General features: G+C 35.2%; 19 protein-coding genes and 1 tRNA gene. 7 read left to right on the top strand and 13 right to left on the bottom strand.

Annotated features, from left to right (window positions below; genetic code table 11):
- Positions 1 to 100: 100 nt before the first annotated feature.
- Both ACEN2H_RS11810 and ACEN2H_RS11805 read right to left on the bottom strand, forming a co-directional pair.
- Entirely contained in the window at positions 101 to 805 is a 705-nt protein-coding gene (locus ACEN2H_RS11810; protein ID WP_441732612.1) for a potassium channel family protein, read from the bottom strand.
- A gap of 64 nt (positions 806 to 869) precedes the next feature.
- A complete protein-coding gene (locus ACEN2H_RS11805) occupies positions 870 to 1535 on the bottom strand; it encodes a spermidine synthase (RefSeq protein WP_441732610.1) in 666 nt (221 codons plus the stop codon).
- A gap of 62 nt (positions 1536 to 1597) precedes the next feature.
- Here ACEN2H_RS11805 and ACEN2H_RS11800 point away from each other — a divergent pair, with 62 nt between their 5' ends.
- Positions 1598 to 2149, top strand: a complete 552-nt coding sequence (locus tag ACEN2H_RS11800; RefSeq protein WP_441732608.1) for a 1-acyl-sn-glycerol-3-phosphate acyltransferase — start codon at positions 1598 to 1600, stop codon at positions 2147 to 2149.
- Between the two features lie 37 nt (positions 2150 to 2186).
- On the opposite strand, the gene ACEN2H_RS11795 is transcribed toward ACEN2H_RS11800, so the two are convergent.
- On the bottom strand, positions 2187 to 2663 hold the full coding sequence (locus tag ACEN2H_RS11795) for a helix-turn-helix transcriptional regulator (RefSeq protein WP_441732607.1): 477 nt from the start codon (positions 2661 to 2663) through the stop codon (positions 2187 to 2189).
- 311 nt (positions 2664 to 2974) lie between these two features.
- On the opposite strand from ACEN2H_RS11795, the gene ACEN2H_RS11790 reads away from it, so the two are divergent.
- The 4 genes from ACEN2H_RS11790 (at position 2975) to ACEN2H_RS11775 (ending at position 7901) form a co-directional block, all read left to right on the top strand.
- A complete protein-coding gene (locus ACEN2H_RS11790) occupies positions 2975 to 4129 on the top strand; it encodes a M14 family metallopeptidase (RefSeq protein ID WP_441732605.1) in 1155 nt (384 codons plus the stop codon).
- 80 nt (positions 4130 to 4209) lie between these two features.
- Positions 4210 to 4689 carry an Lrp/AsnC family transcriptional regulator gene (locus ACEN2H_RS11785; protein ID WP_441732603.1) on the top strand — a complete coding sequence of 160 codons (480 nt, stop codon included), beginning with the start codon at positions 4210 to 4212 and terminating at the stop codon, positions 4687 to 4689.
- Positions 4690 to 4788: 99 nt separating this feature from the next.
- Positions 4789 to 7374 carry a phosphoenolpyruvate carboxylase gene (locus ACEN2H_RS11780; protein WP_441732601.1) on the top strand — a complete coding sequence of 862 codons (2586 nt, stop codon included), beginning with the start codon at positions 4789 to 4791 and terminating at the stop codon, positions 7372 to 7374.
- Positions 7375 to 7385: 11 nt separating this feature from the next.
- Positions 7386 to 7901, top strand: coding sequence for a DinB family protein (locus ACEN2H_RS11775; protein WP_441732599.1), 516 nt, complete (start codon positions 7386 to 7388; stop codon positions 7899 to 7901).
- A 1-nt stretch (position 7902) separates the two neighbouring features.
- Here ACEN2H_RS11775 and ACEN2H_RS11770 read toward each other — a convergent pair whose 3' ends face one another.
- The 6 genes from ACEN2H_RS11770 to aroB form a co-directional block, all read right to left on the bottom strand.
- Positions 7903 to 8379, bottom strand: coding sequence for a DNA-deoxyinosine glycosylase (locus ACEN2H_RS11770; RefSeq protein ID WP_441732597.1), 477 nt, complete (start codon positions 8377 to 8379; stop codon positions 7903 to 7905).
- A gap of 9 nt (positions 8380 to 8388) precedes the next feature.
- Positions 8389 to 10503, bottom strand: coding sequence for a DNA helicase RecQ (gene recQ, locus ACEN2H_RS11765; protein ID WP_441732596.1), 2115 nt, complete (start codon positions 10501 to 10503; stop codon positions 8389 to 8391).
- A gap of 105 nt (positions 10504 to 10608) precedes the next feature.
- Positions 10609 to 11019, bottom strand: coding sequence for a DNA primase (locus ACEN2H_RS11760; RefSeq protein WP_441732594.1), 411 nt, complete (start codon positions 11017 to 11019; stop codon positions 10609 to 10611).
- A 9-nt stretch (positions 11020 to 11028) separates the two neighbouring features.
- The gene (locus tag ACEN2H_RS11755) at positions 11029 to 12000 is read right to left on the bottom strand and encodes a deoxyhypusine synthase family protein (RefSeq protein WP_441732592.1); all 972 of its coding nucleotides are present in this window, start codon (positions 11998 to 12000) and stop codon (positions 11029 to 11031) included.
- A gap of 88 nt (positions 12001 to 12088) precedes the next feature.
- The gene (locus tag ACEN2H_RS11750) at positions 12089 to 13489 is read right to left on the bottom strand and encodes an arginine decarboxylase (RefSeq protein ID WP_441732590.1); all 1401 of its coding nucleotides are present in this window, start codon (positions 13487 to 13489) and stop codon (positions 12089 to 12091) included.
- Between the two features lie 288 nt (positions 13490 to 13777).
- The gene (gene aroB, locus ACEN2H_RS11745; protein ID WP_441732664.1) at positions 13778 to 14845 is read right to left on the bottom strand and encodes a 3-dehydroquinate synthase; all 1068 of its coding nucleotides are present in this window, start codon (positions 14843 to 14845) and stop codon (positions 13778 to 13780) included.
- Between the two features lie 92 nt (positions 14846 to 14937).
- On the opposite strand from aroB, the gene ACEN2H_RS11740 reads away from it, so the two are divergent.
- On the top strand, positions 14938 to 16107 hold the full coding sequence (locus ACEN2H_RS11740) for a proline dehydrogenase family protein (protein ID WP_441732588.1): 1170 nt from the start codon (positions 14938 to 14940) through the stop codon (positions 16105 to 16107).
- A 103-nt stretch (positions 16108 to 16210) separates the two neighbouring features.
- Here the strand turns inward: ACEN2H_RS11740 and ACEN2H_RS11735 are convergent, their stop codons facing one another.
- On the bottom strand, positions 16211 to 17998 hold the full coding sequence (locus ACEN2H_RS11735; RefSeq protein WP_441732586.1) for an ABC transporter ATP-binding protein: 1788 nt from the start codon (positions 17996 to 17998) through the stop codon (positions 16211 to 16213).
- Positions 17999 to 18213: 215 nt separating this feature from the next.
- Between ACEN2H_RS11735 and ACEN2H_RS11730 the strand changes: the two genes are divergently transcribed.
- Positions 18214 to 18288, top strand: a tRNA-Val gene (locus tag ACEN2H_RS11730).
- A 309-nt stretch (positions 18289 to 18597) separates the two neighbouring features.
- Here ACEN2H_RS11730 and ACEN2H_RS11725 read toward each other — a convergent pair.
- From ACEN2H_RS11725 to ACEN2H_RS11715, 3 genes are all read right to left on the bottom strand, one after another.
- A complete protein-coding gene (locus ACEN2H_RS11725; protein ID WP_441732584.1) occupies positions 18598 to 19695 on the bottom strand; it encodes a peroxiredoxin family protein in 1098 nt (365 codons plus the stop codon).
- Positions 19696 to 20017: 322 nt separating this feature from the next.
- Positions 20018 to 20917 (bottom strand): fibronectin type III domain-containing protein, encoded by a 900-nt coding sequence (locus tag ACEN2H_RS11720; protein ID WP_441732582.1) that lies wholly within the window; start codon positions 20915 to 20917, stop codon positions 20018 to 20020.
- A 441-nt stretch (positions 20918 to 21358) separates the two neighbouring features.
- Complete coding sequence (locus ACEN2H_RS11715; protein WP_441732580.1) at positions 21359 to 21640, bottom strand: hypothetical protein; 282 nt, start codon at positions 21638 to 21640, stop codon at positions 21359 to 21361.
- Between the last annotated feature and the right edge of the window lie 363 nt (positions 21641 to 22003).

Below are 22003 nucleotides of genomic sequence, written 5' to 3'. Positions count from 1 at the left end.
GAAGTTACTTAAAAAAAAAGAGAGGACTAGTCCTCTCTTTTTCTTTAAGTAATCCTATATTCCAAAAAAGCTTTATACACAAAAATAGGGGATGACATGCCTAATTATCTTGGTCAAAATAGCCCTTTGATTTAATTTTGGTAGAGAAAAAATTTAAAAATAACACTACATAAAGTAAAACAAATAAAGATTGCATGCTAACTAAAAACCTACCAAAAGTTTTAACGGGATAAAAGTCTCCAAAACCTATTGTTGCTGAAGTAGTGGTACTAAAATAAATGGCATCAAACCAATGCGTAAAAGGCCTATTTAAATAATTATCACAACTATACAGCACGGCAAAAGCAAATACCATTTCGATGTAATTAAAAAATAACAAAAGCATCGATCTTTTATAAGAACGTGGTTTAGAAAATAAATCAGATGCGAAAATTAACGTTGGAATATATAAAACGGTTTCCAGCATTACATAAACCATTACCATCAGAATAAAAAAGTTGTTTTGCCAGTGGTTTATCAAAATTAATAAAGGAAGTGATACTTTTAGCAGAACATAACAGTCTAGAGCTAAATCCTTGTATTCAGTACCTTTTTTTGCAGCTAAATATTTAATGTAAATCCCGGGAAAGAATAATAGCGACGAAGATAGAAATAAACGTACTATCTTCTCAATGCCGTTGTCGTCCTGATGGTCATTATTCCATATTGCTTTTATGTTCTGGATGCACTTTTGAATAGGATTGAATTTTGGGCGTTCTGCTTTTGTGATATTTCCTAAGAGAAGCTTTCGTATGATTTTTTTCATCTGTTTAAGCTAAAGTTCTATCTAATTTAAAACTATTTATCCGAAATATAAAAGTAAAATAGCTTTAATGTTTTTTCTCAATCACTATTAATTCATTATGTCTTTCTACTCTTGGAATTGATTTAACTACATAATCGGCATCATTAAAACTCTTGAAATACTCTGAATTTCGTTTATTGTGGTTTTCATTCAAAAGCATAGTGTTAAAGAGAATAACACCTTTACTATTCAATAGGAAACAGATTCGATCAGTAAAAAAAGTTTCAAATAAAAAATTAGGCATTGTTAGGTCCTGGAAAACATCAATAATAATTAAATCGTACTTATCTTTTGTTTTTAAAACAAATTCAAACGCATCATCAATTATAATTTCAAGTTGTTCAATTTCGTCCAACTTAAAATATTGATTGGCAATTTTTATTATTTCAGGATCAATTTCTACTCCCGTTATTTTACCTTGGAATTTGATTTCATTAACCAATGTCTTTATAACACTTCCCCCAGCTACTCCAAGAACCAAAACATGGTGCATAGTGGCTATTTTATCAAAGCCAATTGTTTTTAAGCCTAATTTTAAAATACGTTGTAAATTGCCATAAGAATAGTTGGCATTTTCGGAATCCATAACCAATTCTCCTTTCGACCAAATCACTTCAATAGATTTACTTATTGCAGAATTTACGGTATGAATTTTAATAGGAGTAAAATAACTTAATATTTTCTTGATCATCAAAAGCAGTTTTAAGTAAAAATAAGTAATATATTATATATTTTGCACTAATTTGCCGCGCAATGAAGAAACAAATATATAAATGGATATTTTTCAAGCTTATGGGCTGGAAGATTGTGGGAACTATCGAAGCAGATATTAAAAAATGCGTCATGATGGTAATGCCACACACTAGTGCGCATGATTTTTACCTAGGTGTTTTTACAAGAGGGATAACTGGTATAGAAATGAATTTTGTGGCTAAAAAAGAGTTGTTTGCTTTTCCTCTAGGGTATTATTTTAAATTCATGGGCGGAGAACCATTGGATCGATCTGGCGGAAGGAACAAAGTAGATTCGGTCGCCGCCATTTTTAATAAAAAAGAAATTTTTCGTCTGGCAGTTCTGCCGGAAGGAACTCGGAACAAAGTAGCAGAAATCAAAACGGGATTTTATTATATCGCTTTAAAAGCAAAAGTGCCCATTATTCCGGTTGCATTTGATTTTGGAAAAAAACAAGTGAATTTGGGTAGCCCATTAATTCCATCAGGAAATATAGAAAAAGACTTACCCATTCTTCTCGAACATTTTATCGGGGTAGAAGGTAAAATTTCCGAAAAGGGATTTAAAGTCTGATTTTTTATTGAAATAAATCGCAGGATTAATTAAGCAGCTAATTCGGCTTGAATTCCTTGAATGTTCCATTTTTATAGAAAAACACGATTTTTTCTACTTCCTCCGAAATAGATTCGTTAACAATATTTTGAACCTCCTCTTTCTTCGGGTTCTTCAGACCTTCCTTACTAGTATTATTTTCTTTTGAAAATAAATGTTCAGACACTACAGGTTCACTAATTGGATTAGCCGACTCTGGTACAATTTCGTTAGACTGTTTACTTTCCAGATTTGGCGTTGCTTCATTAATTTTAGGAAAACTTCCTTTGCCATTTAGAATCCAATATAAATCTACATCAGGAAAGACCTCCAAAATTTTAAGTATAAAGTCTAAGCTCGGTTTGTTTCTTCCAGATAGAAGGTGAGACAAACTAGAGCGCTGTACCCCAATTTTATCTGCAAATGCAGACGCATTCAAGCTGTAATATTCCAGTATGATTTCAAGACGTTTAATAAATTCCTCAGTGTTTACCATTGTAAATTATAATTAGAAACAAACTAATTACAAATGTAACAAAAATAGAGGTCAACACCAAATTCACAAGTGTAAATAGTAAAAAAATGGTAATTTTACTTAAAGTTTAATGTGATATAAATAAATATAAATTACTAATATGTAGATATTTATAATTAACAATTTAAATGGTTAACATTTGTTACTTAAGCACCCTTAAAGCCTGGTAGTATGTGTTACAAATTTGATTACATTTCTAAATTAATCTACTTTTTACTTGTTTACAATTGTTAAATTAAAGTTGTTTACTTTTGTAAATCAAATAATACAACATGGAATTAGAACAATTATTTATTGATAATAAGGAGAAAACTATCTATGGCAGATACCTTACTTTGGAATCGATTGAACCTTTATTGGAGAAAATGAATACCAATAATCAACTTTCGATTATTGGAAAATCGGTTCTTGAAAAGCCAATTTATAAATATCAAATTGGTGAAGGAAAAATAAAAATCCTGCTTTGGTCCCAGATGCATGGAAATGAAAGTACCACAACAAAAGGATTAATTGACTTTCTGAATCTGCTAAACAGCGGGTCTGATTTTGCAGATAAATTGCTTAATCGGTTTACTTTCTATTGTATTCCGATGCTAAACCCAGACGGCGCCAAGTTATACACCCGTTTAAACGCGAATGAAATCGACTTAAATAGAGACTCACAAAACCTTACTCAGCCGGAAAGCAACGTGTTGAGAAGGTCTTATGAAAGCTTTAAGCCCGACTATTGTTATAACCTGCATGACCAGCGCACTATTTTTGGAGTTGGAGATACTGGTAAACCAGCTACAATGTCTTTTCTTGCACCTTCTTATAACCAAGAGAGAGAGGTTAACGAGTCGAGACTTAAAGCAATTAATCTTATTTCAGGTATTAATGCCGTTTTGCAAAGGTATATTCCAAATCAAGTGGGTCGGTTTGACGACTCTTTCAATATAAATTGTATTGGAGACACTTTTCAAGCTCTCGGAGCTACCACTTTACTATTTGAGGCCGGGCATTTTGCAGGAGATTATCAAAGGGAAGAAACTAGAAAATACGTGTTTATGTCATTAGCTTCTAGTTTTATGATACTTAGCGAAAACGATATAGTTAACAATGGAATTGACAATTATATGAATATTCCTCAAAATAAAGTCGTTTTTTATGATTTTATATACAAAAATGTCAAATTAAATTATGATGGTGTGGAAAAAATCACGAATTTTGCTGCGCAATACAAAGAAGAGTTAGTTGAAAATGAAATATGTTTTAATGCTTATATTGTAGAAATTGGAGATTTGGAGGGGCATTACGGTCATTTTGAGTATGATGCGAAAGAAGCAAAGTATAAAGATGAGTTCGGTGGATTTCCACAATTAAATCAAAAAGCCAGTTTTTATTTAGAAAATAGCATTAGATTTGTTAATGGATTGATAAAAAAATAATTTTGAAGTCATTTTGTTGTTTTTTTTATTTGCATCTTTTATCCTTTGTTATTGCCATTAATAATATTAATTAGAGAAATATGAGTAAGTTCCGTTTAGATGAAGTAGATCACCAGATTTTAGATATGTTGATAGACAATACGAGAGTTCCGTTTACGGATATTGCAAAAAAATTATTAATTTCTGCAGGAACTGTTCATGTTAGAGTTAAGAAAATGGAAGATGCCGGTATCATAATGGGTTCTTCTTTAGTACTTGATTATGATAAGTTGGGCTATTCTTTTATCGCTTATGTAGGTGTTTTTCTTAACAACACTTCCCAAACTAAATTTGTTTTGCAACGCATCAATGAGATTCCTTTTGTTACGGTAGCTTCTGTGACGACAGGAAAATTTAATGTTTTTTGCAAGATTAGAGCAAAAGATACTAAACATGCTAAGGATGTTATTTTTATGATCGATGATATCGATGGTGTTTATAGAACCGAAACTATGATTTCACTTGAAGAAAGTATCAACGATAAAAAACGCTTAATGCATACGATTTTTAAGAATATGTAATAAACTTGATTCCTATATAAAATATAGCCTCAAGTTAGTTCTTGGGGCTATTTTTTTATAACTATTTTCCGCTAAACCAAATTAACTGTAACAAAAACTATGTACACTCTACCTAAAATAGAACGTTTTAATCAAAATGTGCTCTCAAAATATAATATATACAATAGCGTTTTTATTACTTTGCCCTTTCAGTCTATCGATAATACTGGAGTTTTACTCCCTTTATTTACAGATGTTTGTGAAAGTGGTTTTAAAAAGCTCGAAACGCCGAAAGAAATTATTGAATCTTTCTCTAAAAAATATCTACATAGCGATGTTGAAACTGATAAAATTGATCTAATGTTCCGTTTTATACAGTATATTGAACGTCAAATTGTTTTATTTGATGCCGTTGAAGATGCAGCTTTCCCTGTTGTGAATAATATGGAAGGTAGAGGCTCTTTAAGGGATATCAAAGAAAAAGCAGATGCAAAAGGCAAGAGAGAAGAATTGATTGGATTCCTGGAAGACTTTAATGTTAGAACAGTTCTAACGGCTCATCCTACCCAATTTTATCCAGGTTCTGTTTTGGGAATTATCAATGATTTGACAGAGGCCATTAGAGAGAATAATTTACTGGACATTAAGGAACTGTTAGCTCAATTGGGGAAAACTCCTTTTATAAAACAAGAAAAGCCCAACCCCTTTGATGAGGCGGTAAGCTTAATTTGGTATCTTGAAAATGTTTTTTATAGCACTTCTGGAGACATGGTGCATTATCTTCAGAAAAATGTTTTTCATGGCAATTCGATTCAGAATTCATTAATCAAACTTGGTTTTTGGCCAGGAGGAGATCGCGATGGTAATCCATTTGTTACAACAGAAATCACATTGAATGTTGCGGAGCGTTTGAGGACTTCTATTTTAAAGTGTTATTACATAGAAATAAGAGGTCTTAAGAGGAAGCTAACGTTCTCAGGCGTTGATGTTTTGATATCTGAGCTTGAACATAAGCTTTATCGTTCTGTTTTTTATTCAAAAGGTGAAATCTATATTACTTTAGAGGAATTTATCGGACAATTAAATAAAATTAAAACCATAATTATCGAGCAACATCAATCGCTCTACTTAGATGATTTGGAGGCGCTTTTAATAAAAGTTAATTTGTTTGGTTTTCATTTTGCAACTTTGGACATTCGTCAGAATAGCAAAATACACGATGCGGTTTTTAAAGACGTGCATGACTTTTATTTAAATTCAAATAGTACTATTTTTCCTGAAAACTATTATAGTCTAACAGAAGATGAGAAGTTTGAGGTACTATCAAATGTCAAGGGAGACCTTAATCCAGATGATTTTGAGAATGAAATAACAAAATCTACTATTGAATCTATCCAAGCAATAAAGATTATCCAGGAAAACAATGGGGAGCTTGGAGCAAATCGCTATATCATTAGCAATAACGAAAGCGCTCTAAATGTAATGGAAACCTTTGCTTTAATCCGTTTAAGTAATTGGGAAAAACCTACGGTTGATGTGGTTCCTTTATTTGAGTCAGTAGATGACTTGCGTAATGCGCACAACATTATGGAACAATTGTACACAAATCCAATGTACGCAAATCATTTGGTCAATAGAGAGATGAAGCAAACCATAATGTTAGGTTTCAGTGACGGAACAAAAGATGGAGGCTACTTAATGGCGAATTGGAGCATTTATAAAGCTAAAGAGGAGCTTACCGCTATTTCAAGGAAATATGGAGTTAAAGTTATCTTTTTTGACGGTCGTGGTGGGCCGCCAGCAAGAGGAGGTGGTAAAACACATAAGTTTTACGCTTCGTTAGGGCCAACTATCGAGAACAAAGAGATTCAAATAACTGTTCAAGGGCAAACAATTAGTTCTAATTTTGGAACGCTGAATTCTTGTCGTTATAATTTGGAGAATCTATTAAGCGCAGGGGTTACAAACCAAGTCTTTAGCAAAAATAAAAATGAATTGTCGATTGATGAAAAAGCAGTCATGGGACAATTAGCCGATTTAGGCTATCAAAAATATTTAAGCTTTAAGAACCATACCAAGTTTATCCCGTATTTGGAACAAATGAGCACCTTGAAATATTACGCTAAAACTAACATAGGAAGCCGACCTTCAAAAAGAAGTAAATCAGCAGAATTGGACTTTAAAGATCTAAGGGCAATTCCTTTTGTGGGTTCTTGGAGTCAATTAAAGCAAAATGTTCCCGGATTTTTTGGCGTAGGTACTGCTCTTAAGCATTTTGAAGATGCGGGACAATGGGACAAAGTCCAGGATCTATATGATAACTCTTTATTTTTTAAAACACTCCTAGAAAATAGTATGATGTCTTTGGCAAAATCCTTTTTCCCACTAACGGCTTACATGAAAAAAGACCCTGAATTCGGTGTTTTTTGGCAAATTATATATGATGAGTTCTTAGAGTCCAAGAGGTTATTATTGAAAATTGCAGGTCATAAAGAACTAATGCAAAATTACCCAGACGGTAAAGCATCAATTCAAGTTAGAGAACGTATTGTATTGCCATTGTTAACTATACAGCAATATGCTTTATTGAGAATAAATGAACTTAATAAAGAAAATACTCCTGATGAAGACCTAATTAAAGTATATGAAAAAATAGTAATGCGCTCCCTTTTTGGAAACACAAACGCAAGTAGAAATTCAGCATAAAAAGAACAAAAATGAAATCAAGCCAATTGCCTGTTAGTGAGTATTCTCCTTTTTATAAGGACTATCTTCAAACATTAGAGAATGTAGAATTGATAGAAGAGTTAGAGATTTGCGTGCATGAGTTCATCAGGTTTGTGCAAAACATCCCGATGGACAAATTTGATTACCGCTATGCCGAAGGCAAGTGGACTATAAAAGAAATCATTCAGCACCTTATCGATACGGAGCGAGTATTTAGTTATCGTGCAATGCGAATATCCAGAAATGATAAGACAGCCTTGCCTGGTTACGACGAAAACCAGTATGTTGATAACACAAACGCCGACGCGAGGAGCCTTCAGGAATTATTAACTGAAATGGCTGTTGTCAGACAGTCTACTTTGTCTTTATTTAAAAGTTTTTCAGAGGAACAGTTGCAACGAATAGGTACTGCTTCTAATAGCGCAGTTTCTGTTCGTGCAATTGGTTTTATCCTCATTGGGCACCAAAAACACCACCAAAATATTTTTCAGGAAAGGTATTTGTAAATCAGAAGAAACAGCTTGACCAGATTTTCAACTTGTTTTCAAAGGACATAGTATTTGCGGGACTTGTGGAAGGCATTACATAATAGGTAATGCCTTCTATTTGTCCAAATTTCTTACTGAAATAGCGATAACTTTCTTTACCGTTAAAAACTATTTTAGTAATGCCCGGAAATTCCAGAAACAAACTTTCGAAATCATTTTCAGTTTGATTCTTAATATGAACGTCCAAACTTCCTTTTCTGTCACAATTTTCCAAAACGTCCCACAATCCAATTCTATTGTCTTGCAAAAAACTTATTTTTTCATTAAAAACTGCCGAAACGGGCATATTGTCAAATAAGGTATATATTATTTTCCAAAAATGATTTCTTGGGTGCGCATAATATTCCTGCTTCTCAAGTGATGCAATTCCTGGCATTGTACCTAAAATCAGAATTTCGGTATGCGAACTGACAAATGGGGGAAACGAACGAATCATATAACTGTCTTAAGTAGGTCTGTTTTCTTTTTCTATAATTGCCAGTGCTAATCTTATTTTATCGTATCCTAGCTTCTCTTCAAGGTAATCAAAATAAGGCTTTAGGGCAGTTGTTTTTTCAAGTATAAGATGAGCGTCATAAATTAGTTTCACTTCCTGTTTAGAGACAAACTGATGCAAATCTAAGGTCTCTCCATCCAAATATAACTTTGCTAAATGAGAGATAATGGTTCCTAAGCCCAATTTTCTTTTTAAAGCGATTTTATCAACCGTTAATCCACTTTGAAAAAGAAGCAGTGTTTCTTTGTAGGTGCCAGCTTCTTTTTTGGGCTTTACCGTTTTATTCTTTTGGAATTCGATAATAATATTTATAAAAGCATCGCCATATTTTTCTAGTTTTGCTTTTCCGACACCATCAATGGCAATCATTTCCGCATCACTCATAGGTCTTTTGTTTTCCATTTGACGCAAAGCTGCATCACTAAAAATTACATATGCTGGAACATTTTCCTCTTTGGAGATTTCGTAGCGTAATTTTCTTAATTTTTCAAAAAGAGAGTTAGCTGCAGGTTTTGTTTTCAGATCTTTGCTTCCTGTTTTTTCAAGAATGTTTTTTTGAACTGTTGTAAGCTGTACTTTCTCTCCTTCAAATAAGACTTCGCGCGCTAGACTTGTGAGTCTTATATTGTTTTGCTGGTGGAAAGCAATTTCGCAATATCCCTGATTAATGAGTTGAATTATGTATTGATTGCAATCATACCAGGATATATCCGCGGCTGCTCCATATGTTTTTAGATTCTGATATTCTTTTTCGAAAATATAGGAATTCTTGGAACCTCTTAGAAAATCAACAATTACTGGTAATGGTTCTGATTCCTTTAAACGGATAATGGCAGATAATACTTTTTGGGCAATTATGGTACCGTCAAAAAAGTCTGGAGGACTTTTACAGATGTCGCAATTCCCACAATTTTCAGTGACTAATTCACCAAAATAGGAAAGCAAAATTTTCCTGCGACAACTCAAAGCATCGGCATATTGCTTCATCCTTTCGAGCTTTGCCAGCTGCACTTCTGCATTCAAGCCTTGAGAGGCAAATTTTTGCAGTTGGATTACATCACCATAACTTTCAAACAGGATTGTCTCAGACGGTAACCCATCACGACCCGCACGACCAATTTCCTGGTAGTATCCTTCAATATTTTTTGGTAAGTTGTAATGTATAACCCATCGTACATTCGATTTATCAATTCCCATTCCAAAAGCAATAGTAGCACAAACTACTTGGCAGTCATCATTTATGAAATCATCTTGTGTTCTAGAGCGGATTGAGTTATCAAAACCAGCGTGATAAGCTTTAGCCTTGATGCCCGCTTTCTGAAGCTTTTCCGCAAGCTCTTCGGTTGTTTTTCTGCTTAAGCAATAAATGATTCCCGATTCGGACGGTTTATTACTTATGAAATCAATAATTTGTTTCACTCTGTCTAGTGCCGGGCGAACTTCTAAACTTAGGTTTTTCCTATCGAAAGAAGAGATAAATGACATAGGTTTTTTTAAACTTAACTGTTTGCTAATGTCCTTACGAGTAGCTTTATCGGCTGTTGCAGTTAAAGCCAAAACTGGAGTAGAAGGGAAGCGCTTTTTAAGATAACCTAAATTCGTATAAGCAGGACGAAAATCATGGCCCCAAGACGAAATGCAATGTGCTTCGTCAATTGCAATGAGACTGATACTTATTTGGCTAAATAGATTTTCTAAATAGGACAAACTTTCTGGTGCCACATAAACAAGCTTCACTTTATTGTCTCTTAGACTATCAAAATGTGATTGCCGTTCGATTTCTGTTTGAGTGCTGTTTATAAAACAGGCTGCGATCCCGTTTGCCTTCAAACTGTCCACTTGATCTTTCATTAAAGCAATCAATGGAGAAATCACTATCGTTATTCCTGATAGTAGCAATGCCGGTAGTTGAAAACAAATCGATTTTCCTCCGCCCGTAGGCATAATTGCTAAAGCATCTTGGCCTGATAAAATGGCATTTATTACCTGCTCTTGATTGACTCTGAATTTTTCAAAACCAAAATTATCCTTAAGCGTTTTATGTAATATTTGAGATGTAATCATGAGGAACTATTGCAGCGTTAGGTAAATACTAATTATAATTGTTTTGAAGCTATATTAAAAAAAGGAACCCGTTTGTGAGTTCCTTTTTTTTGCATTTACTTATATTTAATCTTCATCTTTCTCGTCATCATCATCGTCATCTTGAGAATTAGGGGAATCCTCCTCATCATCATCATCATCATCATCAAAATCTGGTCTGTCAAGATTATCATCTTCTTCGTCGTCGTCCATATCATCATCGTCCATACCATTACCCTTCATAGGAATTACAGGCTCAATAACGTCATCCATTTCTTCATCCTCATCGTAGTTTTCAATTCGATCCGCAAGTTTAGTACTTACTTTCACTAGATAAATAGTATCATCAGTTCGAACTTCAACAGCTTCAATTAATTCGTTTTTTGCATTTCTAAAACGCACGATGTTTGAATCGTCATAACCATCAGGAAATTTTTCTACCAGAAGGTTTAAGATTTCATTGGTAAGTTTTGCATAATCAACAATTACTCTTTTCATAAGGATATTCTATAGATCTAACAAATAAGCAAAAATTAGAGGTGCTACAATTGTAGCGTCGGATTCGATAATAAACTTGGGAGTTTTAATGTCTAATTTACCCCAAGTGATTTTTTCGTTTGGCACTGCTCCAGAATATGAACCGTAACTGGTAGTTGAATCTGAAATTTGACAGAAATAACTCCAAAAAGGTGTTTCTGGCATTTCCATATCTTGGTACAGCATAGGAACTACACAAATCGGGAAATCTCCTGCTATACCTCCACCAATTTGGAAAAATCCAACACCATTAGCGGAATTTTTAGGATACCAATCAGCTAAAAATGTCATGTATTCTATTCCAGATTTCATCGTAGAAACTTTTAAATCTCCTTTAATGACGTATGAAGCAAAAATATTTCCCATGGTACTGTCTTCCCAGCCTGGGCAGATAATTGGTAAGTTTTTTTCTGCTGCTGCATACATCCAGCTGTCTTTTAAATCAATTTCGTAATATTCTTCTAAAACGCCCGATAAAAGCATTTTATACATAAATTCATGCGGTAAATAACGTTCTCCTTTGTTATCTGCATCTTTCCAAATTTTGTAAATGTGCTTTTGTAAACGACGGAAAGCTTCATGCTCAGGAATACAAGTGTCAGTTACTCGATTCAAGCCTTTTTCTAGCAAATCCCACTCATCTTGTGGAGTCAAATCACGGTAGTTTGGTACTCTTTCATAGTGAGAATGAGCTACCAAGTTCATGATGTCTTCTTCTAAATTTGCACCTGTACAAGATATAATTTGCACTTTGTCTTGGCGAATCATTTCTGCAAAAATCTTTCCGATTTCGGCAGTACTCATTGCTCCGGCAAGAGTCACCATCATTTTAGCTCCATTTGCCAATTGTTGCTCGTATGCTTTTGCAGCATCCACTAAAGCTGCAGAATTGAAATGCAAATAATGCTTTTCTATAAACTGACTTATAGGTCCTTTACTCATTTTTTCGGGTTTAATGATTTAAAAATCAATTAAGTGAATACATATAAATATAATGAATTTTTAAATTGACTAAATGTATATTTATTGTTTATTTTTTGTTGTAGCCTAGAATTTTTAATACATCATCAGAAGTTTGTTGTTCTGAAAAGACCTCGGTAGCTAATATTCCATTTTCATCTCGATCAATCAAAATGTGTTTGGGTTGCGGAATTAAGCAATGGTGTAAACCTCCATAGCCGCCTATCGTTTCCTGATAGGCCCCGGTATTGAAAAAACCGATATACAGTGGTTTTTCCTTGTTGTACTTAGGTAAATAGATGGCATTCATGTTTTGCTCAGAGTTGTAATAGTCATCACTGTCGCAAGTTAAACCTCCAAGTAATACTCTCTCGTAGGTCTCGTTCCAGCGATTGATAGCCAACATGATGAAACGTTTGTTGATTGCCCAAGTGTCTGGTAACGTAGTAATAAATGAAGAGTCAATCATATTCCATTTCTCTCTATCATTTTGCTGTTTTTGATACAAAATCTGGTAAATGGCGCCACCACTTTCACCTACAGTGAATGAACCGAATTCAGTAAAAATATTCGGAACTTCTACTTCAGCTTCGTCACAAGCAATTTTTATTTGATTGATAATCTCATCAATCATGTATTGATAATCATATTCGAACGCCAATGAGTTTTTGATTGGAAATCCGCCACCAATGTTTAAACTTTCAAGTGTTGAGCACTCTTTCTTTAGCGCAATGTACACTTTTATACACTTTACCAATTCATTCCAATAGTAAGCGGTGTCATTGATACCAGTATTGATAAAAAAGTGCAACATTTTCAGTTCGAGCCTATCGTTTTCCTGAATTTGTTTTTTGTAAAAACTCACTATGTTTTTATACCCGATTCCTAATCTGGAAGTATAGAACTCAAATTTTGGTTCTTCTTCTGCAGCAATACGAATTCCAATTTTAAACTTTCCTTTTATTTCAGCTTGAAGTAAATCTAATTCTTCAAAGTTGTCAATCATTGGAATAGTATTTTTGTGGCCATTATTAATTAATCGCGCAATATTTTCAATATATTGATCTCTTTTGAAGCCATTACAAATCACATAAGTGCTTTTGTTAATTTTACCGGTAGCCATCAAATTTTCAACTATATTGATGTCAAATGCGGACGAGGTTTCAACGTGAATATTGTTCTTAAAAGCTTCGTTCATTACGTATTCAAAGTGGGAACTTTTCGTACAGTAGCAGTAATAGTATTTTGCCTCGTATTTATTTTTCTCCATCGATTTACGAAACCAGCTTTTGGCTTTGTTGATGTTATTAGAAATTTGTGGTAGGTAGGTAAATTTTAAAGGGGTACCATATTGTTCCACTAATTTCATTAGATCAATATTATGAAACTGAAGGTTGTCTTTGTTTAATTTAAACTCTTCTTGTGGAAAATAATAGGTTTGATTTATTAAATCGGAATATTTAGTATTCATTTAGCTTGTAGTAATTTAGATTAATTAAATTGAAATAAAATAAGCTAAAATTCAAACCCTAATATTTGCATATCTAATCTGTAGCTTTTCGTGGTCTACTTTTAAGTATCGAGTTAGATCAAAACTGAAGTTCTCGATAGTCCAATGCCACCATTTAAAGATTCTTAAAACAGAGATCTTTTTTTGGTTCTCATACGAGCGATAATTCCTTTTGTTTCGACGGTTTTTCATTACGGCAAATGTAAAAAATAATTGGTACGTAATGCAATCCTTTTTACTAAAAAATAATTATGATTTATAATCATTAAATGCTCTAAGAATTAATTCATTTTCAACAGATTGATTGATTTTTATTTTTCCAATACCTTCTATCAAGGCAAACTGAATTGTACCATACTCATTTTTTTTATCATGAATTAGTAACTCGATGATAGGTTCAATGTCGTTTTCAAAAAAATTCACATCGCTAAAAATAGACTTTATGGTTTTCTTTATAAGCTCATATTCCACAGTGCTAATCAATTTTTTGTCTAATGAAATATAACTCTCCAAAATCATTCCGACAGCAATCGCTTCGCCGTGCAAGAGTGTAGTTTTATTTTCGTTTTCCAAAAAGTAACTTTCAATGGCGTGACCCAAGGTGTGGCCAAAGTTTAATGATTTTCTAATGTTTTTTTCCGTAGGATCTTGAGTGACAATTTCATTTTTAATAGCTACAGATCTATATATTAGTTCGTCAAAATCAGCGAAATCAATAGCTTTTAAATCTAGAAATTTATCCCAATATACCTTGTCATATATTAAGCCATGTTTTAGCATTTCGGCAAGTCCGGAGCGCATTTCGTTTTGCGGCAGCGTTCCAAGATATTGCGTGTCAATAAGAACCATTGTTGGAGTATTGATAACTCCAATTTGGTTTTTTAAATTACCTAAATCAACACCGTTTTTCCCACCAACAGATGCATCTACCATCGAAAGTAGGGTAGTTGGGACATGGATAAAGTCTACTCCCCGTTTAAATGTTGAGGCCACAAAACCACCCAAGTCAGTTACTACACCACCTCCAAGATTGATTATCAATGTTTTCCTGTCTGCACCAAGTTCGGTCAAGACATTCCAAATTTGAACACATGTTTCAATGTTTTTATTTTCTTCCCCATTTTCAAATTCAACTATCTCTATGGTTAAGTTAGTCTCTATAAAAGGCAGGAATTTTTGCAAACAAAACTCGTTTGTATTGCTGTCAACTATAATGAATAAGTTAGAATACTTATTTTCTTTTAAATGAAGGTTTAGTGCTTTATAGCCTTCTTCATTAAAATGAATAGGGTAATTGTTGGCTTTGATTGATTGCATCATTGTCTATTAATTGAAACCGCAAAATAAGGTAATTTTTACTAAACAATAATGAAAAGTCTCTCTATATTTGTTCAAAAATATCACAATAGATGGAAAAATTATTCAATAATACACAAGTTGCTTTCGAATTAAAAAGTGATACCGAACTCGACCGAGCTTATTTTCTTTTTAAAATGATAGCAAACCAACCCCTAGTAAGAATTGGAGCTGCAGTTACTAATTTTGCATTGAATGCAAATCTTCCTGTTGAAGGCTTAATACGCGCTACTGTTTTCGATCATTTTTGCGGAGGCGTAAACGAGAATGACTGTCTTTCGGTTGTTGATAAGATGCATACTAAAGGAGTTTCTTCGGTTTTAGATTATTCTGTCGAAGGTAAAGAAGAGGAAGAGCAGTTTGATATGGCATTAAAAATGACTCTAAAAACAATTGATTTTGCCAAGGAACGCAAAGCAATTCCATTTGCAGTATTTAAACCAACTGGGTTTGGACGTTTTGAACTGTATCAAAAACGAGGAGAAAAACAAGCATTGACAGCAATAGAACAATTAGAATGGGATAGAGTGGTAGCTCGTTTCGATCTAGTATGCAGTGAAGCTCACAAGAAAGACGTTGCTTTACTAATTGATGGAGAAGAAAGCTGGATGCAAGATGCAGCCGATGATTTGGTGACGGAAATGATGCAAAAATACAACAAAGAAAAAGCTATTGTTTTTAATACACTTCAAATGTATCGATGGGACCGTTTAGATTATTTAAAAAAGATACATGAACAAGCTAAAAAAGATGGATTTTTTATAGGAATGAAATTAGTTCGTGGGGCATATATGGAAAAAGAAAATGTACGTGCCATAGATAAAGGATATCCTTCACCGATTTGCTCTTCTAAAACATCTACTGATCTTAATTATGATGCAGCAATAACTTATATGGTCGATCATTTAGCTGATATGTCAATTTTTGCTGGAACTCATAATGAGGAAAGCACTTATTTTTTAATGAATTTGATGGAAGAAAAAGGAATCAAAACAAATGATAACAGAATCTGGTTCGGTCAATTATATGGAATGAGTGATAATATTAGCTATAACTTAGCAAACCATGGTTACAATATTGCTAAATACTTGCCATTCGGCCCAGTAAAAGACGTTATGCCTTATTTAATACGTCGCGCCGAAGAAAACACTTCAGTAGCTGGGCAAACTAGCAGAGAGTTAGGATTGATAAAAGCGGAAAGAAAAAGAAGAAAAGGAAATTAGATTGCTAAGAATATGGTTTGTTTAACAGATCATTTTTTTTATTAAACAAAGAAGCTCCAATTGTATTGATTGGAGCTTTTTTTATTCTCTGTTTTATCAAGTTTTAAGAGTTGCTAAACTGCAGATTACTTAGGTTTTTATAGATTCCATTTTCCAAGATGATGAGTTCTTGATGTGTTCCTTGTTCAGAGATAATTCCGTTATCAAGTACTAAAATTTGATCTGCACTACGAATGGTAGAAAGTCTATGGGCGATAATAATACTCGTTCTTCCTTGCATTAATATTTCAAGAGCTTCTTGAACTAGTTTTTCACTTTCACTATCTAATGAAGATGTAGCTTCATCAAGGATTAAAATACTTGGGTTTTTAAGTAATGCTCTAGCTATAGCAATTCGTTGTCTCTGACCGCCGGAAAGTTTTACGCCTCTTTCTCCTACCAATGTTTCAAATTTCTCTGGGAAACTTTCGATAAAATTGAAAGCATTGGCTTGTTTTGCAGCAAGTATTAATTCCTCTTCTGTTGCATCTGGTTTTCCGTATGCAATATTTTCTTTTATAGTTCCTCCAAATAAAATAACATCTTGGGGAACAATGGCCATATTTCCGCGAAGATTTTCCAAATCGTAATCGTAAATGTTTTTTCCATCAATTATTATTTCACCGCCATCAATATCATAAAAGCGCAATAATAAAGATGCAATAGTTGATTTTCCGGTTCCACTTGGACCAACAATGGCAATTTTTTGTCCGAAACTCGCTGTAAAATTGACGTCTTTTAAAACTTTTACCTCTTTTCTGGAAGGATAACTAAAATTTACATTTTTGAATGTAACATTTCCTTTTATTTTTTCTTTTGCCGCTGCATTTTGCTCCGAGTTTATTTTTTCAGGAGTTTCCTCCAATAATTCAAAAACGCGTTCGGTTGCTCCAATTGCTTTTTGGATTTGGGCATACAATTCTGCAATACCTCCAAACGAGGCACCTACAAAAGTAGAGTAAAGAACAAAGGATATTAATTGTCCAACACTCATTTCGCCACTAATGCTTAGACGGACACCAAACCAAACAACGGCAACGATGGCTCCAAAAAGACAAAAAATGATAAAAGAAGCAAAATATCCTCTATATTTCCCTCCCTTAATAGCGATCTTAACGACCTCTTTAATTTTTCCGTTGTAGCGGGCAATTTCGTACCATTCATTGGCGAAAGCTTTAACCACACTAATGCCTTGCATGGTTTCTTCAACAATTACTTGACTTTCGGCCACCTTGTCCTGAACGGTTTTCGAATATTTTCGAATGAAGCGACCAAAGATTACAGCAGCCACTGCTACTAAAGGAACAACGGACAGCATTAATAGCGTTAGTTTAAAACTTTCGGTTGCCAATAAAGCTACACCACCAATAATTAATATAAATTGTCTTAAAAACTCGGCAATTGTAGACGTTAAAGTATCTTGAATCTGTGTAATATCAGAACTAATTCTACTATTAAGTTCACCCACTCGTTTTTGCGAAAAGAATGACATCGGAAGTTTCACTAGATTACTGTACAGTGATAATCTCAGGTTAGCTAAGGTGTGTTCTGTAAAGTTGATAAATAAGGATAATCTAAAAAACGAAAAAATGGATTGCATAAAAAGAATACCAATTAAAAGTAAAGCAATATTATTCGCCTGTGTGTAGCTTTTATTTTTTACGCAATCAATCAACATTCCCATTAATTTTGGGAAAGCTAAAGCCGTTGCTCCAGTCAGTAATAAAAATACCAAGCCAACATAAAATTTCCAACGGTGATTGTCAGCATATTTAAAAATAAGGGTTGCTTTTGTTAGTGAACTCGCTGTAATTTTTGATTTTGGTAAATCATTTTCTTTGAACCTTGCCATTAGATGTTATTTATGATGCAAATGTAATACTATAGTGAATGATTACAAAAAAATAGTAGATATAGAAAATAGTATTAACGCGTTGTAATAGAGTACCAAAGGAATTAGCATTGATTTTTTATTAACTTATTTTAAAATTTTGCTTGAAAATACAAATTCTAAATGTATATTTGCACCAGCAATAAAGAACAAGAAATTATTCGAATTGTGAAATAGGGCAATTAGCTCAGCTGGTTCAGAGCACCTCGTTTACACCGAGGGGGTCGGGGGTTCGAACCCCTCATTGCCCACAGTAGTACCAAAAACCTCTAAAGAAATTTAGGGGTTTTTTTTTAGGAAATTTTTTCAACAAAGTCCGCTAGAAATGCTAAGATTTGATTTGAAAGTCATGAAGCAAATTGTGAAAGAATCGGTCAATATATACTATGAATTAAGACTTCATTGTTCTGACTATAAGCTTAGTTCGAACAAAATATACCTACAAAATCAACTTAAAATGAGAACATATAAAACAAAAAACAGTTGCAAAAACGTTTTTGCACCTGTTTAATTAAATATTTATTTTCTAATAATCTGTATCGGTTATTTAGGACGAGACACTAGTCTTTTTTGCCGCTTTGCAAATAAGCATCCAGCTGTATCATGGAAATAGGACGTAGCATTATTTTTTGATCTTCATCTAACAAATACATCGTAGGCGAACTGGAAACAAAATACGCTTTGGCAGCGGGAGTGTCCCATTTCTTGTAATCGCAGCTGCTGATAAAAGGCATCTGGATGGCAAAATCACGAAAGGCCTTTTGATCTGTATCTAAGGATATAAAAACGACTTCTACTCCTTGTGATTTCCATTTTTCATAAAGCGGAATTAATTGCTTTAGTTCTTCTACACAATTAGGGCACCAGTTGGCTCCAAAAATAACAAGCTTATACTTGACTCTCAATGCTGATAAATGAGCTGGAGTTGTAATCGCTTTTCCATTTTGAAAAACATCCCCTTCAAAAACAATATCTGGGGCGGTATTCCCTTTTTTCATGGCGCGGTAGGACTCTAGTTGCTGTCCTAAACTGAGCTCTATCCTACAACTATTTTGCGTTAAGGCTTGGTTTGCTAAATACTCACTTGCCGTGAACAAACTGTGCTTTTCAAAATAGTCAAACAAGTACTTCGTGACTAAATTAAAGGCAGTTTCGTTTTGAGACAGGCTTTGTAACAAAGAATCTGTAGAGCGGTTCATTTCTACATACATAGCATCTAGTGGAAGTCCCCTGTTTTCTAGTAACCAATACTGGCTTTCTATAGCGTCTTTTAGCAAGCCACTGTGGTACCAGCGGGGATCAGCATAATCCAGTTGCCTAAAGGCGGCAATGGTATTGGGAATTTCCTCGATATTGTATTGTGCTACCGTCCCCACAGCACTAATTAATTTACGCAAGGGCAAATACCACTTCATATAAGACTGAGGCGCTAACTGATTTAAAAAGGCGGCATCCTCATTATTAATGCGGCTCCTTTCGCTTGCAATAGCTTGCTGCACCGGCTTTTGATTACTAAAAAGGAGGTCGCCCTCATATATTTTTTGTAGATATACCCAGGCGCTCAGGGCTTGTTCCCGTTTTCCGTGTGCTGTGGCATAGTTGACAAAAGCCTTGTTTTCAGTTCCGGTTATTGTACGAATCCCCTCTGGGGCACTCAAAAGTTCCCCGGTAAGCTGGAGCTGTTCTTGAGCGAGTACAACGAGATAGGATTTATTATCTGGAACATTAATGTAGCTAATACCTAAATCCTGATCCGTATACGCTAGCGTAAAACTACCTTGATCTGAAACAGTGGCGCTATCTATGGTATAAATCCCTAAAAACTATGAGTTGCACTTTTTGCCCCTTTAGTAAAGGAAAATCCCCCTTAATACTATTTTGTGCCCTAGCACTCATGGATAATATAGTTACAAACAGTACGATTTTTAGTATCCCTATATTCATAATTCATTAATTTAATCTACTACGTAACAATGGCTACTAATTTTGAATACATCGCACAGCGAAACCGTTTGCTCGGCTGACGGAGAACATGGAGGAACCGTTGTTAACAATGTTCAGGCGGAGCGATGTGGAGGAGCTAACCGTACTGGACCAATAGACGCCGGAGACACCGACATTGGTGAGCCCACCAGCGTTGTTGCGGTAGCCCGTCACGGGCAATTTTAGCGGAGAGGCAAAAGCACCGGCTGTATCGTTAGGGCTCCAAGTTGCACGTTCAGCTACCCATTCGGCCTCCGTTGGCAGTCGATACCCACTTGGACACGGATTGTTAATGCCGTTTACGCCCTGCCAGAGGTTGTCGGGAGCGGTGCCATTGTACCAATTATTTGATCCTATAATAAAGGTGTTCCCCGGGCTAGTTGAGCTGCTTTGTACAGTTGTTGTACCGCTTGTTCTTATTTGGTGACCATCGGTGCCACGCCCCCATTGGTATAAGTCACCATAAGAAGCGGCATCAGTACTGCTTGTTGCTACTTGCGTAGCACCTAAGTTGCGGTCCATCCAAACTCTACCTGTGGTAGGATTGGTTACGGTGGTTACGCTTGGCGCTGCTGCAGGCGTTACCGAATTAGAGGCGGCACTTGCGGCACCTATACCTACTGAATTGGTAGCGGTGACGCTAAAGGTATAGGCCGTGCCGTTCGTAAGTCCGGTGATCGTAATTGGACTGCTAGCACCCGTTTTGATGATTCCACCAGGAAATGAAGTGACGGTGTATGTAGTGATTGCACCACCACCATTATTGGCCGGCGCCGTAAATGTCACTGTTGCTTGAGCATCACCTCCGGTAGCTGTTCCTATTGTGGGTGCATCGGGTGCTGTGACTTCCTTAATGCAACGTACAGCGAGCCCGACTGCTCGTATGTCGATGCTCATTATGGCATCGCTATAAGTCAACCTCAAGCGGATCGAATAGGTGCTGCTAACCGTACTGCTCCAATAGTAGCCGCCGGAACCGAGGAGCGAACCATCCCAGCCCTGGCGGAGGCCCGGCATGGGCAATTTTAGCGGAGAGGCAAGAGCACCGACTGCATCGGGAGTGCTCCAAGTTGCACGTTCAGCTACCCATTCGGCCTCCGTTGGCAGTCGATACGCACTTGGGCATGGGTTGTTAATGCCGTTTACGCCCTGCCAGAGGTTGTCAGGATTGCTGCCAGTGTACCAATTTGATGATCCATAAATAAAAGTGCTTCCCGGGCTAGTTGAGCTGCTTTGTACAGTTGTTGTACCGCTTGTTCTTATCTGCTGTCCGTCAGTTCCACGTCCCCACTGGTACAGATCACCATAAGAAGCGGCATCGTTACTGCCGGTAGCTACTTACGTAGCACCTAAGTTGCGATCCATCCACACTCTACCTGTTGAACTTGTAATATCAGTAGATAACGGCGCATCTATAATAACTCCAAATCGACTGATACCTTTCCCAGAACCTATGGCTCCGTATTGATTAATGGCTTGTAAAGGATCTGAGGTTAGGCCTCCGGTTTTAGTTAGCCAACTCTGTGCATAGCCAGTACCTGCAACAGAGAATAAAGCGAAGCATAAAAAAACAATGCTTCTATTAGAAAATAAACCCAACCCTTTAGTAAACTTTTTCATTTTATTCAATTTAAAATATCTAAATATGTAAGAAAGACCCGAACTATCTTGACGATGTTTTTTATTCATTAAAATGTCCAAGTCAAAAACCAATAAAATATTAGCTATTCTTTATCCAGGCATTTTCGGGATAGAATATCAGTTAAATCCCGACTTTAGGTTGTTCTGCTGTTTTGCGTTAGCCGGTTTGAAGCCTGTTCTTAATTGTGTGTACTAGTGGATTCTTATATATTAATTAAAATGTTTTAAGCCACTCATGCCATTTTCATTCGTCTTATCTAGGCTCCTGATGTATTGACCCCTTAAATAATCGGACACAATTATAAATCAAAAACTATAATTTTGTACGATGGAAAAACGAAA

Origin of the sequence: Flavobacterium sp. W22_SRS_FP1 (assembly GCF_052113685.1) — a bacterium.
In the GTDB taxonomy this organism is placed as follows: Bacteria; Bacteroidota; Bacteroidia; order Flavobacteriales; family Flavobacteriaceae; genus Flavobacterium.
Note: the sequence above shows the minus strand (reverse complement) of the source record. Positions and strands in the feature narration are given on the sequence as shown.